This window comes from Corynebacterium sp. TAE3-ERU30 (assembly GCF_019209925.1).
GTDB classification, from domain to species: Bacteria; Actinomycetota; Actinomycetes; order Mycobacteriales; family Mycobacteriaceae; genus Corynebacterium; species Corynebacterium megadyptis.
In genome coordinates, this window is record NZ_JAHUTO010000001.1 from 1 (window position 1) to 17,062 (window position 17,062).

General features: G+C 64.9%; 17 protein-coding genes and 1 rRNA gene. All 18 read left to right on the forward strand.

The genetic code is table 11. The features are described 5' to 3' along the window. Positions 1–3: 3 nt before the first annotated feature. Positions 4–120: ribosomal RNA gene (rrf, locus tag KR227_RS00005) — 5S ribosomal RNA — on the forward strand. Positions 121–282: 162 nt separating this feature from the next. Then, complete coding sequence (locus KR227_RS00010) at positions 283–1,449, forward strand: M48 family metallopeptidase (protein ID WP_218363184.1); 1,167 nt, start codon at positions 283–285, stop codon at positions 1,447–1,449. Between the two features lie 116 nt (positions 1,450–1,565). Further along, positions 1,566–2,585, forward strand: coding sequence for an HAD-IIA family hydrolase (locus tag KR227_RS00015; RefSeq protein WP_218363185.1), 1,020 nt, complete (start codon positions 1,566–1,568; stop codon positions 2,583–2,585). Between the two features lie 3 nt (positions 2,586–2,588). Continuing rightward, positions 2,589–2,792, forward strand: a complete 204-nt coding sequence (locus tag KR227_RS00020; RefSeq protein WP_218363186.1) for a hypothetical protein — start codon at positions 2,589–2,591, stop codon at positions 2,790–2,792. Further along, positions 2,792–3,613: a TlyA family RNA methyltransferase gene (locus tag KR227_RS00025; RefSeq protein WP_218363187.1), complete on the forward strand. Its 822-nt coding sequence runs from the start codon at positions 2,792–2,794 to the stop codon at positions 3,611–3,613. Before KR227_RS00020 ends, KR227_RS00025 begins: the two co-directional genes overlap by 1 nt. Continuing rightward, the gene (locus tag KR227_RS00030) at positions 3,610–4,593 is read left to right on the forward strand and encodes an NAD kinase (RefSeq protein WP_218363188.1); all 984 of its coding nucleotides are present in this window, start codon (positions 3,610–3,612) and stop codon (positions 4,591–4,593) included. The genes KR227_RS00025 and KR227_RS00030 overlap by 4 nt, the downstream gene beginning before the upstream one ends. An 82-nt stretch (positions 4,594–4,675) precedes the next feature. Further along, complete coding sequence (gene recN, locus KR227_RS00035; RefSeq protein WP_218363189.1) at positions 4,676–6,409, forward strand: DNA repair protein RecN; 1,734 nt, start codon at positions 4,676–4,678, stop codon at positions 6,407–6,409. Between the two features lie 75 nt (positions 6,410–6,484). Then, positions 6,485–7,690 carry a putative cytokinetic ring protein SteA gene (gene steA / locus KR227_RS00040; protein ID WP_218363190.1) on the forward strand — a complete coding sequence of 402 codons (1,206 nt, stop codon included), beginning with the start codon at positions 6,485–6,487 and terminating at the stop codon, positions 7,688–7,690. Further along, positions 7,691–8,731 (forward strand): copper transporter, encoded by a 1,041-nt coding sequence (locus KR227_RS00045; RefSeq protein WP_218363191.1) that lies wholly within the window; start codon positions 7,691–7,693, stop codon positions 8,729–8,731. It abuts the gene before it with no gap. A gap of 95 nt (positions 8,732–8,826) precedes the next feature. Beyond that, on the forward strand, positions 8,827–9,474 hold the full coding sequence (locus KR227_RS00050; RefSeq protein WP_218363192.1) for an NUDIX hydrolase: 648 nt from the start codon (positions 8,827–8,829) through the stop codon (positions 9,472–9,474). A gap of 6 nt (positions 9,475–9,480) precedes the next feature. Beyond that, the gene (gene xerD, locus KR227_RS00055; protein ID WP_218363193.1) at positions 9,481–10,392 is read left to right on the forward strand and encodes a site-specific tyrosine recombinase XerD; all 912 of its coding nucleotides are present in this window, start codon (positions 9,481–9,483) and stop codon (positions 10,390–10,392) included. A 175-nt stretch (positions 10,393–10,567) separates the two neighbouring features. After that, complete coding sequence (locus KR227_RS00060; RefSeq protein WP_151528838.1) at positions 10,568–11,440, forward strand: ParA family protein; 873 nt, start codon at positions 10,568–10,570, stop codon at positions 11,438–11,440. A 40-nt stretch (positions 11,441–11,480) separates the two neighbouring features. Then, positions 11,481–12,311, forward strand: coding sequence for a ScpA family protein (locus KR227_RS00065; RefSeq protein ID WP_255549027.1), 831 nt, complete (start codon positions 11,481–11,483; stop codon positions 12,309–12,311). 84 nt (positions 12,312–12,395) lie between these two features. Further along, positions 12,396–13,220, forward strand: coding sequence for a sulfurtransferase (locus KR227_RS00070; protein WP_218363195.1), 825 nt, complete (start codon positions 12,396–12,398; stop codon positions 13,218–13,220). A gap of 41 nt (positions 13,221–13,261) precedes the next feature. Next, a complete protein-coding gene (scpB, locus tag KR227_RS00075; RefSeq protein ID WP_218363645.1) occupies positions 13,262–13,792 on the forward strand; it encodes an SMC-Scp complex subunit ScpB in 531 nt (176 codons plus the stop codon). A gap of 206 nt (positions 13,793–13,998) precedes the next feature. Beyond that, positions 13,999–15,288: an adenosylmethionine--8-amino-7-oxononanoate transaminase gene (locus KR227_RS00080; RefSeq protein WP_255549028.1), complete on the forward strand. Its 1,290-nt coding sequence runs from the start codon at positions 13,999–14,001 to the stop codon at positions 15,286–15,288. A gap of 93 nt (positions 15,289–15,381) precedes the next feature. Then, complete coding sequence (gene bioD / locus KR227_RS00085; RefSeq protein ID WP_218363197.1) at positions 15,382–16,068, forward strand: dethiobiotin synthase; 687 nt, start codon at positions 15,382–15,384, stop codon at positions 16,066–16,068. Between the two features lie 26 nt (positions 16,069–16,094). Further along, positions 16,095–17,042 carry a pseudouridine synthase gene (locus KR227_RS00090; protein ID WP_218363198.1) on the forward strand — a complete coding sequence of 316 codons (948 nt, stop codon included), beginning with the start codon at positions 16,095–16,097 and terminating at the stop codon, positions 17,040–17,042. The last annotated feature ends 20 nt before the right edge of the window (positions 17,043–17,062 follow it).

The window sequence follows — 17,062 nt, forward strand, 5'->3', positions numbered from 1 at the left end:
TGTGTCGGTGGTTATAGCATCGGGGACACGCCCGGTCCCATTCCGAACCCGGAAGCTAAGCCCGACAGCGCTGATGGTACTGCACCCGGGAGGGTGTGGGAGAGTAAGTCACCGCCGACCTAAAACTTCACAGTGCAACATATAAAGGATGTGATAGGTAAGAACGGAGTATTCTCTGCTTACCTATCACATCCTTTTTTTGCATGCCCGAACCAGAACTGCTCTAATCTAGAGCCCATAGAGCACGACCACAGAGCCCAAGAAAGGGTGTCACAACCTCCCATGGCAGACAACGACGGACGCCACCGCGATAACTCCTCCCATTCCCCACGCCGCGAACACGGCCATAAGCACGGCGGCGGCAACCGCGGATCCCAGGGACGCTCGCGGGGTGACCGTGAGCACCGCGGCTACAAAGACCGGGACGGTCGCCGCTGGGAGGAACGAGGAGATCGCCGCCAGCGCGACGACCGCCGTGATCGTCGTGACCACCGCGACCGCGATAACCGCGGCTACCGCGGCGGTGATAGGCGAGAGCGCTATGAGCGTGGCGATAACGAAGAGCGTCGCCATAACGGACAGCGCCGCGACCGCGATGACCGCGGCTACCGCGGCGGCGAACGCCGAGGCGGGCAGGGCCGTGACTCTGACCGTCGCGATCGCCGCAACGACGGCCCGCGGGGTGGTTCTCGCGGCCACGCACAGCGCGGCGGCCGTAACCGCACTCCCGGCTATCGCAGCGGCGGCACCCGGGCCAACTTCCGCAATGAAAAAGAACGCGCCCGCCAGAACGAGCCGGCCATTCCTGAAGATATCAACTGGAAGGATCTCGATCCCTCCGTTCGTCAGGACCTGCGGAGCCTGTCAAAGGACAACGCGGAACGCGTCGGCGCCCACATGGTTGCTGCCGCCGCCTTCATGGCCGAGGATCCCGCGAAGGCCCTCGCTCACGCCCGTGCCGCCAAGGACCGCGGCGGCCGCGTCGCTGTGGTGCGCGAAACCGCAGGTATCGCCGCCTATCACGCCGGCGAGTGGAAGGAAGCCCTCTCCGAGCTGCGCGCCGCGCGCCGCATGAGTGGTGGACCGGGGCTTCTCGCAGTGATGGCGGACTGCGAGCGCGGCCTCGGCCGCCCAGAAAAGGCAATCGAGATCGCCCGGGAAGAATCCACCTCCGGTATGAGCAAGGCCGACAAAGCCGAACTCGCGATCGTGATCGCCGGCGCCCGCCGTGATTTGCAGCAATTCGACGCCGCCGTGCTCGAGCTGGAACGCTTCGGCCTGGAAGATATCGAGCCGGACTTGAGCGCCGCCCGCCTGCACTACGCCTATGCCGATGCTCTCATCGATGCCGGCCGCAGCGGCGAGGCAAAGAAGTGGTTCGAAAAGGCTATCTCCGAAGACCACGAGGAGCTTCTCGACGCCCGTGCTCGCCTCGCCGAGCTTGGCTAAACGAGGCCGCATACCCGAGATCCCCGCACCAGCCACCACCCGCAGCATCGTGGGTGGTGGCTGCGCTATGCAGGGGCTCTCGGTGCCGCGCTGCGCGGTGGGTAGAATGATGAGCCATGTGCCTGAGCAAGAATTTTGACCTGCTGATCTTCGACCTTGATGGAACGGTCTACGCCGGCGGCGACCCTATCGAGCACGCCGTGGAATCCATCACAGCGGCAGATATGAACTGCCAATACGTGACCAATAATGCCTCTCGCGCCCCCGAAGTCGTCGCCCAGCAGCTCAGCTCCCTCGGCTTAACGGTGAGCCCTGGCGATGTACTCACCTCCGCCCAAGCCGCCGTGGCGATGCTCGCCCAGGAAGTCGAGGCCGGGGCACGGGTGTATGTGCTCGGCGCGGACTCCTTCAAAGAACTCACCCGCGATGCCGGCTTCGAGGTGGTCGCATCCGCCGATGATCGCCCGGCCGCAGTGTTGCACGGCCATAGCCCCGCCACTGGGTGGGCGGAGCTCTCCGAGGCCGCCCTCGCCATTGGGCGCGGGGCACGCTATTTCGCCTCGAACCTGGATACCACCCTGCCCATGGAACGTGGCCTGCACGTGGGCAATGGCTCCATGGTGGCGGCCGTGGCCACGGCCACCGGCGTTACCCCGCAGTCCGCGGGCAAACCAGGACCCACGATGTTCCTCGCGGCAGCGCACCGCGCCGGCGCCCGCCGCCCGCTGTCTATCGGCGATCGCCTGAACACCGATATCGCCGGAAGCGTGGCTGCAGGAATGCCGAGCTTGCATGTGCTCACCGGCGTCAGCGGCTGCTGGGACGTGCTCAACGCCCCGGTCGCAGAACGCGCCACCTATGTGGCCGCAGACTTAAGGGCGCTGGATCTTGCCGCCGACGCCGTGGATCCTTTCCACAGCGATAGCCACGGCAATTTCACCGCCACCTTTGATCCCGCACGCGGCGAGCTGAGTATCGGCGGCACGGCCATCGATGACGACGATGCCGCCTTCGAGGCACTCCGCGCCGCACTCGGTGCCGTGTGGAGCGATAGCGAGGACGCTCATGAACTCACCGCCGCCGCGGTGCGCACCACCTCCGATGCGGCCGAGCGCGCCGTCGCCCAGTGGTGGTAGACCGTGGCGCCACAGTCCATGCCCACCCCCGGTGATCTCTATGCCGCCCAGAGCGGCAGCGGAGAGGGCGACGTCGATAAGCTCAAAGAAGAGGTGACTGCGCTCTTAGAGCAGCCGACCGCCGATGCGGCGGAGGAGGCGCGCGTGCTGGCGCAGGCCCATGAATTGGTGCATCAGGCCTTGGAAAGAAAAGTAGAAGGATCCTAGTGAGTGGACGCAGACGGCTCGATCAGGAGCTGGTGAAGCGCAAGATCGCCCGGTCGCGGGAACAAGCCCAACAGATGATCCGCGAGAACAGGGTAATGGTGGCGGGCATGCTGGCCACCAAGCCCGCTACCCAAGTGACCGGGGATATCTCCATCAAGGTGCAGCAGGCCGACTCCGATCAGTGGGCCTCCCGCGGGGCACACAAGCTGCTCAGCGCGCTCGATGCCTTCCGCGAGGAGGGCCTCAGCCTCACCGACAAGCAGATCATTGATGCCGGCGCCTCGACCGGCGGGTTCACCGATGTGTGCCTCCAGCAGGGCGCGGCGCAGGTCCACGCCGTGGATGTCGGCTATGGCCAGCTGGTGTGGCGGCTGCAAAACGATGCGCGGGTGCATGTGCTCGACCGCACCAATATTCGGCATCTCACCCCAGAGATGCTCGGCGGGCAGGCCGACATGATGGTGGGCGATCTTTCCTTCATCTCCTTAAAGCTGGTGCTGCCGGCTATCGTCTCCTGCCTGCGCGATGGGGCGGAACTGCTGCCCATGGTCAAGCCCCAATTCGAAGTGGGTAAAGATCGTATCGGCGCCGGCGGGGTGGTGCGCTCCGCGCAGCTGCGCGAGGAGGCGGTGCGCGATATCATCGACGCCGCCGCCGACTTGGGGCTCAGTGTGCGCGGAGTTGTGGCCAGTGGCCTGCCCGGCCCCGCTGGCAACGTAGAGTATTTCCTGTGGTTGATCAAGGATGGCGGCGCGAGCCAGCCTGCCGCCGCACGCATTGACGCGATGGTTCATCGCGCCATCGAGGAGGGACCCCAATGAGCAACACGGCACCTGAGACCCCCGCGCACCCCGCCGCGGGCCAGGACGACACCACGCGCAGCGTGTTGTTGGTGCCACACACCGGACGCAGCTCGAATGTGGAGGCCGCCGCGCGCGCCGCAGAATTGCTTCTCGACGCCGGCATCGAGGTACGGGTATCTGTCGATCCGCAGGCAGCGCCCCTGGACAGCCACCCTATTTTTTCTCGGCTCAAGCAATTCGGGCACGATGTTTCGGCCACCGAGGGCGTGGAGATGGTGCTCGTGCTCGGCGGCGATGGCACCTTCCTCCGCGGCGCCGACCTCGCCTATTCCGCGGACCTGCCGGTGCTCGGCATCAACCTCGGCCATGTGGGCTTCCTCGCCGAATGGGACTCCGATTCGCTCGACCTAGCTATCGAGCGGGTGGTGGCCCGTGATTATGAGGTGGAAGACCGCATGACCATCGAAGCGGTGGTGCGGGGGCCGAATAATGAGGTGGCCGGGCGGAGCTGGGCGCTGAATGAAGTGAGCGTGGAAAGTCTCAACAGTCGGGGAGTGCTGGATGCGATCCTCGAAGTGGATGGCCGTCCCGTAAGCTCCTTCGGCTGCGATGGCGTGCTCGTGTCCACCCCCACCGGCTCTACCGCCTATGCCTTTTCTGCGGGAGGCCCGGTGCTGTGGCCGGAACTCGATGCGATCCTGGTGGTGCCCAATAACGCCCATGCGCTCTTCGCGAAACCGCTAGTGGTCAGCCCAGATTCGCAGGTGGCGGTGGAATCGGTGTCCACGACCTTCCCCGCCCAGGCAGTGATGGATGGTTTCCGGCAAGTGGCCATGCCGCCGGGGTCGCGCATCGAGATCAACAAGGCCGCCACCCCAGTGCGCTGGGTGCGTCTCGACCGCAAGCCCTTCGCCGATCGGCTCGTGACCAAATTCCGGCTTCCCGTGGAGGGCTGGCGCGGCCCCTCGGCCGCGAATAATCCGCACGCTACAGCGTGACGACGCCGTCTGCCTGCCAACTGGTGCTCGCGGGCGCATCCTCAACGCACAGCTGCACCCCGCTTCCGCTACGCTTTAAGGCATGCTTGCTGAACTGGCGATCAACAACGTAGGCGTGATCCCCTCGGAGAGTGTCGAATTCTCGGGGGGATTAAGCGTGCTCACCGGCGAAACCGGCGCGGGTAAGACGATGGTGGTCTTTGGTCTGCGCATGCTTGCCGGCGATCGCGCCGACGCCTCTAGGGTGCGCAGTGGGGCCAGTGAAGCCGCCGTGGAGGGGCGTTTTTCCACCGCCGGTATGGCCAGCACCCAGTGCGCCACGGTGGAAGAGATCGTGAGCGAGGCAGGGGGAGCGCGCGACGAAAATGAGGAGTTCATCGCCACCCGCGTGATCAAGTCCACCGGTCGCTCGCGGGCGCATCTGGGCGGACGCTCGGTGCCGGCCGCGACGCTGAAACACTTCGCGGGGGAGATGCTGGCCATTCACGGCCAAAACGATCAGCTGCGCCTGGTCAGCCCCGAGCACCAGCGCGCCGCCCTAGATCGCAGCGACGAGGCCATCGCGCCCCTGCTCGCTACCTACACCGAGTGCTACACCACTTGGCGCAACCTGGCGCGCGATCTTGCCCAGCGCACCGCCTCACGCCGTGAGATGGCCCAAGAAGTCGATCGGCTCCAGTTCGCCATTAACGAGATCAGCACAGTAGATCCCCAGCCCGGGGAAGATACCGAGCTGCAGGCCATGATCCGCCGACTACAGGACGTCGACACCCTGCGGGAGCAGGCGCAGAACGCCCTGGTTGCCCTCGACGGTATGGAGGCACTAGGCGATGGCGGCTTCGACGAGCAGGCCTCGGCATCCGATCTGCTCGGGGAAGCCAGCGGCGCGCTCGCCGGATCCGAGGACCCAGATCTTTCCCAGCTGGCCGAGCGCCTAGAAGAACTCACCAGCCAGCTGGGCGAGATCAGCGGCGAGCTCGGCATGTTTCTTTCCACCCTGCCCTCGGACCCGCAGGCGCTGGAGGAGTCCCTGCAGCGGCAGCAGGATCTGAAATCCCTCACCCGCAAATACGCCCCCGATATCGCCGGGGTGCTGGCGTGGAAAACCAAAGCCGAAGCCAAGTTGGCCAGCATCGATACCTCGCCGGAGGCGCTGGAAGAGCTGAAAAAGAAGGTCGCGCGCGCGGAGAAGAAACTCACCGCGGCCGCGAAGAAGCTCAGTGCCGCCCGTGCCCGCGCCGCCACCGCCTTGGAACAGGACGTGACCGCGGAGATCCGCGGACTTGCCATGCCCAAGGCGGAGTTTGTGGTCTCGCTTGAGGCGTGCACACCGACACCCCACGGCGCAGAGACCGTGGAATTTCGCCTCGCCGCCCACCCAGGTGCCAGCCCCCAACCCATCGCGAACGCGGCATCCGGCGGTGAGCTCTCCCGTGTGATGCTCGCCCTCGAAGTGGTGGTGGCCCAATCTCAAAGCTCCACCACCTTAGTATTCGACGAGGTGGATGCCGGGGTAGGCGGGCGCGCCGCCGTGGAGATCGGGCGCCGGCTGGCGCGACTCGCCCAGCGCAATCAGGTGATTGTGGTGACGCACCTGCCGCAGGTGGCCGCCTATGCGGATCAACACCTGCACGTATCGAAGGATGTCTCCGATTCTTCTGTGACCTCGGCCGTGGAGGATCTCACGGGGGAGCGCCGCGTCGAGGAGCTGGCGCGCATGTTGGCCGGATTGGATGACACCGAAACCGGTAAGGCCCACGCCACGGAGCTACTCGCCACTGCGGCGCGGGACAAAGAGGGCTGGGGCGAGGGCTAAGAAAATATCGCAGCGGAGGGGATTTGTGCAGCGCGTCCGCGCGCCTCACCCACTTCAGCGCCGAGAACTTGCACAATGGCGGGCATGAGTCTGTTCTCGAAGAGCGATGACCTCCCAGGTGTGCACGCCACTGCCCGCGACTGCACGGCACGGGGTCGCGGATGGAAGAAACTATCGGAAGGCGATATTGCCGTCGTAGACGCCCCGGATATCACCCGTGCGCAGGCGCAACGGCTTATCGACGCCCGCCCGGCGGCCGTGGTGAATATCGCCCAGTTCTCCACCGGCGCTATGCCTAACTTTGGGCCGCAGCTAATGGCGGACGAGGGCATCATGCTGGTCGAAGGACTCGGCGCCGAGGCGTGGTCGACGCTGAAGAACGGCAAAAAAGCCCGCCTCACCGAGGAGGGCGAGTTCTTCCACGGCAGCAGCCTTATCGGCTCCGGCGATGTGCTCACCGCAGAAGAAGCATTGAGCCGCTTCGGTGAAGCGCAGCAGACCCTGGTGGATAATATGGAAGCCTATTTTGGCAATACCACCGAGTTCATTCGCTCTGAGTCGCCGCTGCTCATCGATGGTATCGGCATCCCCGATATCGATTCCGACCTCAAAGACCGCAAGGTTGTGGTGCTTAGCCCGGGACGGGGCCACCGCGAAGAGCTGAAGCGCCTGCGCAACTTCATTCGGGAATACAGCCCCGTGCTCATCGGCGTTAATGCCGCCGCAGACACCCTCGTCGAGGATGGTTACACCCCCGATATCATCGTCGGTAACCCCACCACGATCGGCGCGGACGCCCTGCGCTCCGGGGCGCTGGTGATTCTGCCGGCCGACCCCGATGGCTATGCCGCCGGTTTGGAGCGCATCCAGGATCTCGGGGTGGGCGCGATGACCTTCCCGGCAGCTACCGAGTCCGCGACGGATCTTGCGCTGCTGCTCGCCGATTATCACGGCGCCTCGCTGATCGTGAACGTCGGCGCCGTCTTCGACTTACAGCACATGTTCGCCAACGCTGAGACAGCCACCCCCTCGGGCCTGCTCACCCGCGCCAAGGTGGGCAATAAGCTCGTCGATGGCCACGCTGTGGCCGATCTCTACACCGTGCGTTCCAGTGCCTCGCTCGGATGGATGTGGGCGTTGCTGGGTATCCTTGTTGCTCTCGCCGTGATCGTGGTTATCGCTGGCACCAGCGGCGATGCTAGTTTCACCCAGAACCTCGTGGACACCTGGAATAGCTTCGCTCTCGCTGTGCAGGATCTTGTGAAGGGATGGTTTAACTAGATGGGTACAACATCCGGATCAGCCTCCATTGCCATTGCTGGCGCCGCCTTCGGTGTGGCAGCTGGCGTGCTCTTTGGCACTTATGCCCTGGCTCCGAACTTGCCGGGAGACAGCGTCGGCGTGCTCAAGAGCGAGAGCTCGAAGAAGCTCGAGGCGCTGGAATCCCAGTCCGAGATCGCCGCCGCCCAGGCGGATGCGGCGGACTCCGTGGCCCGCAATGTCGCCGAGGCCGTGGTCCAGGGCACCCTCAACGACACCCCCGTGCTGGTGCTGCGCACCCACGACACGGTGGGCGAAGACTTCGACGTCATTAACGACCTCTTGACCAAGGCCGGTGCCAGCAGTGCCGGCTCGATCACGCTCGACGAGAGCTTCTTCAGCCCCGCTGGCGCGGACAAGCTGAAGTCGATCGTCACCGCCACCTTGCCGGCGGGGGCCCAGCTCTCCGAGGAGCGCCTCGATTCCGGCTATCACGCCGGCGAGGCCCTTGCCCAGGCGCTGCTTCGCAAGCCCGATAGTGAGGAAGGCCGGGCCTCGGATGCGGATCGCGATGCTCTGCTCGGAGCGCTGAAGGAGGCCGGCTACCTCGACTATGAAGAGGGAAGTCTCTCCCCGGCTGCGGCCGTGGTGATCCTCAGCGGCGATTATGAGAACACCGGCGATAGCGACAACGCCGGTGACGTGGCCAAGACCGCGAAGAATCTCGCTGATTTTGCGGAGGCCATGGATGGCCGCGATAGCCCTACCGTGTTGGCCGGGCGCTACTCCGCGGCGGCCGAGAATGGCCCTTTGGGCATCGTGCGTGCCAACCCCGAGGCCGCGGAGGGCGTGAGCACCGTGGATTCCATCAACCGCGCCTATGCCCGCATGAGCGTGGTGCTGGCGGTGAAGCAGCAACTTGACGGCGGCAGCGGCGCCTATGGTGCCGCCCCGAACGCCGAGGCTGCACATCCGCCGAGCAGCAATACACCCGTCGATGACGAGGTTGTCGACGCCACCGGCGACGCCGCTGAGGACAACGCCGAGGACAGCGCCGAATAGGCCCGGTCGCGGCAGAATTGAGAACTGGCGGGCTGATGCGTAGTAGCATTCAGCCCGCCACACGTATTTGGCCCCACCCAGAAAGAACCCTCACCATGAGCCACGAATTCATCGTCGAAGATTCCGAAATTCTCAACGAGTCGCCCATTCTGGCGCTGCGTCGCGACACGGTCACGATGCCTGGGGGCAGCTCGGCGAAGCGGGAGATCATCGAGCACTTCGGTGCTGTGGCGGTGGTGGCGCAGCGCGACTCCGGCGAGATCGCGATGGTGCGCCAGTACCGTCATTCGGTGCAGCAGCGGCTGTGGGAGCTGCCGGCCGGGCTGCTCGATGTGGCCGAGGAGCCGGCTTTGCGCTGCGCCCAGCGGGAACTCCAGGAGGAGGCGGGTTTGAGCGCCGCACGCTGGCATCTGCTGTGCGATGTCGTCTCCTCGCCGGGCTTTTGCGAAGAGGCCATCCGCATCTTCTTGGCGCGCGATCTCACAGAGGTGCCGCGGCCGGAGGCGGTGGATGAGGAAGCAGATATGACCCTCGAGTGGGTGCCAGTGGAGAAGGCCGCCGCTGCGGTGCTGCGCGGGGAGATCGTTAATTCCATCGCCATCTCTGGGATTATGGCTGCCTACTACGCAGCAGAGCATGAGGACGTGCTGCGTAGCGTGGACACCCCCTTTGAGCTGCGCCCGACCCGCTTGGCGTCCCGGCGTGCCGCGCAGTGGGGCGAGGGAGACCTGAAGCGGGTGTAGCTGGTTGTGACTCCCGAATCTCTTGCCGAGCGCTGGCTCGTGCACCTGCGCGTGGAACGCGGTCTCAGCGCCAATACGCTCTCGAACTATCGCCGCGATGTCCAGCGTTATCTTTCCTGGCTGGACGTGCAGGGGGTGCGGGATCTCGCCGCCGTGGATGCCAGCATGGTGGAAACATTCTTAAGCGATATTCGCCGCGGCGGATTGTCGGTGCGCTCGGCGGCGCGGGCGCTCTCGGTGGTGCGCGGGATGCATGCCTTCGCCCTCGAGGAAAACGCGGTGGCGGCGAATGTGGCCAAGGAGGTCACGCCGCCGAGCCCACCGCAGCACCTGCCGGATACGCTCAGCGTGGCGCAGGTAACGGCCATGCTCGATGCGGTGCCGCAGGGGGAGCACGCCTCGGCGGTGGATCTGCGCGATCTGGCGGTGCTCGAGCTGCTCTATGGCACCGGCGCGCGTATTTCTGAGGTGGTGTCTTTGCGTGTCGACGACATCTCGGGGATCGACGAGGGTGCACTCCTGCTCAAAGGCAAGGGGGATAAACACCGCGTCGTTCCCGTCGGCGGTGCGGCCCATAGGGCTGTGGAGGCCTATATGGTGCGGGCGCGGCCGGCGTTGAACACCAAAGGCGATCATCACCTCTTTCTCAACCTGCGCGGTGGCCCATTGTCGCGGCAGTCCGCGTGGGCTCTGGTCAAGCGGGCTGCGGCGCGGGCCGGTATCACGGAGTCGATCTCCCCGCATACGCTGCGGCATAGCTATGCCACCCACTTGATCGAGGGCGGTGCTGATGTGCGCGTGGTGCAAGAGCTGCTGGGGCACTCGTCTGTGACGACTACTCAGATTTATACTCATATTTCAGCGGATGCCCTGCGCGAGTCCTGGGCGGCGGCACATCCCCGCGCGCGGGAAAAGTAAAGCATAAGACCTTGACTTAAGGGTGCTGTGCAACGCGCCGTCGATAAGCGTAGGGTGAAGCGCTGCCGCCCGTGTAATCTATGGGTAAAGAACACTGATGTGATTCGAGTGATCTCGCGCGTGTGGGGCGCGCCGCGAACCAGCGGGCGAGATAGTCAAGGAAGAAGGGTTGATCGTGGGAGAGCAGGGATTGTTCGACAAGCCAGAGGACGAGTACGGCTTGACGGGCCGACCCCTGCGCACGCTGCCCGAACCGGCGCCGGTGGATCGTCATGGTCCGGCGCACATCATTTCGATGGTGAACCAGAAGGGCGGAGTGGGCAAGACCACCTCCACGATTAACCTCGGCGCCTGCCTCGCGGAGCTGGGGCGCAAGGTGCTGCTGGTGGATCTCGATCCGCAGGGCGCGCTGACCGCAGGGCTGGGGATCGCGCATGATGAGCTGGATCTGACCATTTATGACGTCATGCTGGACTCCCGCTCGTCGATCCTGAACGCGATTCATAGCACCGCCATGCCTGGGCTGGATCTGGTGCCCGCCAATATCGATCTCTCGGCGGCCGAAATTCAGCTGGTGAATGAGGTGGGGCGCGAGCACACCTTGGGTCGCGCGCTGCGTCCGGTGCGCAAGGATTATGACTTCATCATTCTGGACTGCCAGCCGTCCTTGGGCTTGCTCACGGTGAACGCTTTGGCGGCCTCGCATGGGGTGATCATTCCCATGGAATGCGAGTACTTCTCGCTGCGCGGGCTGGCGCTACTTACGGACACCGTGGAGAAGGTGCGCGACCGCCTGAACTTCGATCTGGAGATCACCGGCATTTTGGTGACCATGTTCGACCGCCGTACCTCGCATGCCCGCGAGGTGATGTCACGGGTGATCGAGGTCTTCGAGGATCAAGTCTTTGACACCGTCATCACCCGCACGGTGCGTTTCCCCGAAACCTCGGTGGCGGGCGAGCCCATCATCATGTGGGCGCCCAGCTCCCAAGGCTCGCAGCAATATCGTGAGCTGGCGAAGGAAGTCATTGAGCGCAGCGAAATCTAGCGCCGCCCGTTCCACCTCCCGTGCCGCAGGCGGGGCAACCCTGCGGCAATCCCAGGAGGCGATCGAGGCGTCCTCGCAGCCGGAGATTCCCGGCTTTCAGCTCAGCCTGCACAATTTCACCGGGCCTTTCGATCTGCTGCTGCATCTGATCAATCGTCGGACCCTCGAGATCACCGAGATCGCCCTCAGCGAGGTCACCGACGAATTCATCTCCTACACCAAGCAGCTCGGCGAGATGCACGACCGGCTCGATGAAACCACCGAGTTTGTGCTCATCGCCTCCACCTTGCTGAGCTTGAAGGCCGCGCGCTTGCTGCCCCAATCAGGAGATGAGGACATCGAGGACGCCGAGGTTCTCGAGATGCGCGATCTGCTCTTTGCTCGCCTGCTGCAATACCGCGCCTATAAGAAGGTGGCCGATCTTTTTGCCGAATGGCAGCGCAGCGCCCAGCGCCGCTATCCCCGGGCCGTGGCCTTAGAGGAGCGCTTCGCCGAGCTGCTGCCGCCGGTGCACCTGGGCATGGACGCCCAGGGTTTCGCGCAGCTTGCCGCCGGCGTTTTTCGCCCCCGCCCGCCCGAGGAGGTTTCGACCTCGCATCTGCACTTCCAGCCGGTATCCGTGCCGGAGCAGGCCGGTAAACTGCTGGGCCTGCTGAAATTCATGGGCGCATCCCAATGGGCCAGCTTTGCCGCGCTCACCAAGGACTGCGGGGTGAGTATGGAGATCGTCGGCCGTTTCCTTGCCCTCCTGGAGCTCTATAAGGCCCATGCGGTGCAGGTGGAGCAAGAAGAGGCGCTGGGAGAGCTGCGAGTGGCGTGGACCGGCAAAGATGTGGACCCCGCCGTGGTGGCCTCCGCCAACTGGTCCTAATCCCACACCTCGGCGCGCCTGTGGTTATGCCGCGGGGGCACTCGCCGGCGCCAGTGTCCGCTGCGATGCCTATAGTTGGGTGACATGAACGCAGTAGTATCTCCGACGTGGTTGGCCGAACGCCTGAATGAGAATCCAGAGAGCATCGTGGTGCTTCTCGCGGCGATGGGACGCCCGCGCGATAGCTATACCGTGATTCCTGGCTCCAAGCTGGCCGATATTGAGACCGAGTTTTCTGATACCAGTGATCCGCGGCCGCATACCGCCCCCGCCGATCTGGCGCGCGTGTTCGCCCAGGCTGGGGTACGCGCCGATACCACGGTGGTGGTCTATGACCGGCACGGCATCATGGTGGCCCCGCGTATCTGGTGGCTGGCCCGCCAGGCAGGCATCGACAATGTGAAGGTTCTCGATGGCGGTCTCCCGGCATGGACTGCCGCTGGATTCAGCACCGAGGAGATCTCGCGCGAGCAGGCGCTGGAGTGGACCAGTGCCGAGGCGGGCGAACTCGACACCACCGAGCGGAACCTGCTCGTGGACATGGACGAGGTAGAGGCCGCCCTCGCCGCCGGCCGACCCGTGTTCGATGCCCGCAGCGCCGGTCGCTTCGACGGCACCGAGCCCGAACCGCGGGAGGGGCTGGCCTCCGGCCACATGCCAGGCTCTGTCAATATTCCCTTTAGCTCGCTTCTCGACGATAACCAGCAGCTGCGCGACGCCGCGGTGCTCAAGGAGCGCTTCGGTGGCCGTGCCGCCGATGAGGAGCTCATCATGAGCTGCGGCTCGGGTGTGACTGCCTGTGTGCTGGCGCTGGCCGCCACCGAGGCGGGCGCGGAGAATGTCAAGGTCTATGACGGTTCCTGGTCCGAGTGGGGGAATCCCGCCAATAACAAGCCGGTAGCGCCCTAGTGACAGAGCAGGACACCACCCACCCAGCACCCGTTAGCGGGATGCGGGCGCGTCTCGAGGCCATCGTGTTGGTAATCGATGCGCCCGTGTCCACGGCGCAGCTCGCCCGCGTGCTGGAGACCACCCCAGCGCTGGTGGAGCAGGAGCTGCGCGCCATGGCCGCCGAATTCGATGCCCGCGGTAGTGGCTTCGATCTGCGCGAAAGCGAGGACGGCTGGCGGCTGTATACCCGATCCGAGTACGCCGATAGCGTGGAGCGCTTCGTGCTCGATGGGGAGAAAACGAAGCTCACCCGCGCCGCCTTGGAGACCTTGGCTGTGGTGGCCTATCGCCAGCCGGTGACCCGCGCCCAAGTGGCTGCGGTGCGCGGGGTGAATGTGGATGGCGTGATGCGCACCTTGGCGCAGCGGGGCTTAATCCGCGAGGTCGATCCGCCCGAGCCGAGCACGGGCGCGCATCGCTATGAGACCACGCAGCTCTTCCTCGAGACTCTCGGAATCGAGGATCTCGGGGCCTTGCCCTCCTTGGCGCCGCTGCTTCCGGACGTGGAATCCATCGAGGAACAGTTCTGAGAATATAAACCTAAACGCCGTTCAAATGCGGTGTAATGGGCGGAATTAAACAACGTCCAAGTGCTGCTGGGAAAGCCCGCCGGTAATGGCCAAAGTCCATGGTGAAGGGGTGTAGCCTAAAGGGCGTGGTTCACCAGTTGCATAACACCAGCGTCCCATCCGCAGCCCCGGATACTACGTATCAGCCCGCCGCGGCACAGAGTCGACTGCGTAGTAGCACGGATCTTCTCGACTTCGATCGCCGCCACGTGTGGCATCCCTATGGCCCCATGCCCGCGGCCATGCAGAGCCGACTCGTCAGCGCCGCCGAGGGTGTCTACCTTGAACTCGATGGTGGCAGCCGAGTGATTGACGGCATGAGTTCCTGGTGGGCGGCCTGCCATGGGCACCGCCACCCAGCCTTAGTGGCCGCCGCCCAACGGCAGATCGACACTATGCCGCATGTGATGTTCGGCGGTCTCACCCACGCCCCAGCAATTGAGCTGGCCGAGCAGCTCGTGGATCTCACCCCGGCGGGTCTCGACAAGGTGTTTTTCGCGGATTCCGGCTCGGTCTCGGTGGAGGTCGCGATCAAAATGGCGCTGCAGTATCAGCGCGGTCAGGGCCACCCCGAGCGCACCGGTCTGCTCACCTGGCGCTCCGGCTATCACGGCGATACCTTCGGCGCGATGAGCGTGTGCGATCCCGAGGGCGGGATGCATTCGCTGTGGCAGGGCGTGCTTGCTACCCAGCGCTTCGCGCCCCCGCCGCCAGTGCGCGGTTGCGATCCGGCCGAGAGCGAACGCTATCTGCGCCAGATGGAGGAGCATATCGACGCCACCACGGCCGCGATCATCATCGAGCCCGTGGTCCAAGGCGCCGGCGGCATGCGCTTTCATGATCCCGCCCTGGTGGCCGGGATTCGCCGGCTGTGTGATCGCCACGATCTGGTGCTCATCGCCGATGAGATCGCCACCGGCTTTGGCCGTACCGGCGAGCTATTCGCCACCAGCGGCGCCGGTATCACTCCCGATATTATGTGCGTGGGCAAGGCCCTGAGCGGCGGGTTTATGACGCTCGCTGCCGCTCTGACCACCGCGGAGGTGGCGGAGGCTATTTCCAGTCCTGCTGGCGGTGGCGCCCTCATGCACGGCCCCACCTTCATGGGCAACCCGCTGGCCTGCGCCGTGGCCGGGGCCAGCGTGGAGCTGATCGCCTCGGGCTATTGGCGAGAGAGCGTGCCGCGGATCGAAGCTGAACTCACGGCGGGTCTCGAGGGGCTTGCCGATCAACCCGGCGTGGCGGATGTGCGGGTGCTCGGCGCTATTGCCGTGGTGGAAATGGAGAAGGCAGTAGACATGGAGGCCACCACCGCCGCCGCTCTGGCCGAGGGCGTGTGGCTGCGGCCCTTCGGCCGGCTCATCTATGCCATGCCGCCCTTTATTTCCAGCAGCGAGCACATCGCCAGCATTACCCGAGCGCTGCGTAGCGCGGCCGCAGCGGCGCTGCAGCACTAACACAGCCGCGCCCTTAGCCGCGCCCGCGCCGCCGAGCATTGTAGTCACCCTTGCGGCACAGCCTGCCGCACGTCCGCGAAGGAGCCGCCCACCATGGCCATTGTTGTGATCACCGGAACCAATACTGATGTGGGAAAAACCTATGCCACCGCCGCGCTGGCGGCCGTCGCCAGCGATATGGGCCTAGAAGTCACCGTGGTGAAACCCGCCCAGACCGGGGAACCGGAGGGGCAGGGGGATCTCGCCACCGTGCAGGCACTGTGCCCAGCGGTGGAGCGGGTGGTGGAATATGCCCGTTATCCCGAGCCGCTTGCACCGAATATCTCGGCCCGGCGCGCCGGCATGGAACAGCTGGAGCTGGAACCCACCGTGCAGCAGATCGCGGAACTCGATGGCCCGGGCCGGTTGGTGCTCGTCGAAGGCGCCGGCGGGCTGCTGGTGCGGATTGCCGACGAGTGGACCATTGCCGATGTGGCCGCCCGCCTGGAGGCGCCGCTCGTGGTGGTCACCTCGGTGGGGTTGGGCTCGCTCAACCTTGCAGAGCTCAGTGTGGAGGCGGCCCGGGCCCGCGGGATCACGGTGGCGGGATTGATCGGCGGCAGTGTGCCGCCGGAGCCAGATCTTGCGACCCGGCTCAATCTTGAGGAATTTAGTGTGGTCACGTCCACGCCCTATGTGGCGAGTGTGCCGCAGGGGCAGGCGCGGCTGGCCGATGAGACTGCCGCGCGCGCTCTGATAGCCACTCTGACCGGCTGCGGTGATACACTGGGCGGTCGATAATTGCACCGCAAGTTTTAGGAGCATACATGACATCTTCCGCTCGCCGAGATGGCACACCGGACAACAAGGGCTTCCGCTCGCGTTCGTCTCATAGTGCCGAGTCGGCTCAACCGAATTCCACCGAGCAGCCCGAACAGCGCGCCCAGCGTGGCAGCTCCATCTACGTCTCGCAGGCGAAGCCGGCGCGACACCAGCACGTCAGTCCCGAGGACATCACCGCCAACCCCTCCCACGACAAGGGCGAGGGCGTGCGTTTGCAAAAGGTGCTTGCCCAGGCCGGCGTGGCCTCGCGACGCATGTCCGAGCGTCTCATTGATGAGGGGCGCGTCGAGGTCAATGGCCGTATCATCACCACCCAGGGGGTGCGCATCGATCCGAATAACTCGGTGGTGCGCGTCGATGGGGTGCGCGTGCGCATTGATGAGAACCTGCAGTACTTCGTACTCAATAAGCCCCGCGGCATGCAGTCCACCATGAGCGATGACATGGGTCGGCCCTGCGTGGGCGATATCGTGGGGGAGAAGCTCTCCGCCGGACAGCGGCTCTTCCACGTCGGCCGCCTCGACGCCGATACCGAGGGTCTGCTGCTGCTGACCAATGACGGCGAGCTGGCTAACCGGCTCATGCACCCGCGCTATGAGGTATCGAAGACCTATGTGGCCAATGTGCTCGGTGAGGCCGATCGGAAGCTCATCCGGCAGCTGCGCGAGGGCATCGAGCTCGAGGATGGCATCGCGAAGGCAGACAAGGTGAGCATCATTGATGCCAACCAAGGTCGCTCCCTAGTGCGCCTGGACCTGCACGAGGGCCGTAAGCACATTGTGCGCCGCATGCTCAAAGAGGCCGGCTATCCCGTCCAGCGACTGGTGCGCACCAAGCTGCACACCGTGCAGCTGGGCGAGCAGACTCCGGGCTCGCTGCGGGCGTTGAACGACTCCGAGCTGCGCAGCCTCTACAAGGCTGTGGAGCTCTAGATCAAGGGGCGTGTGATCAA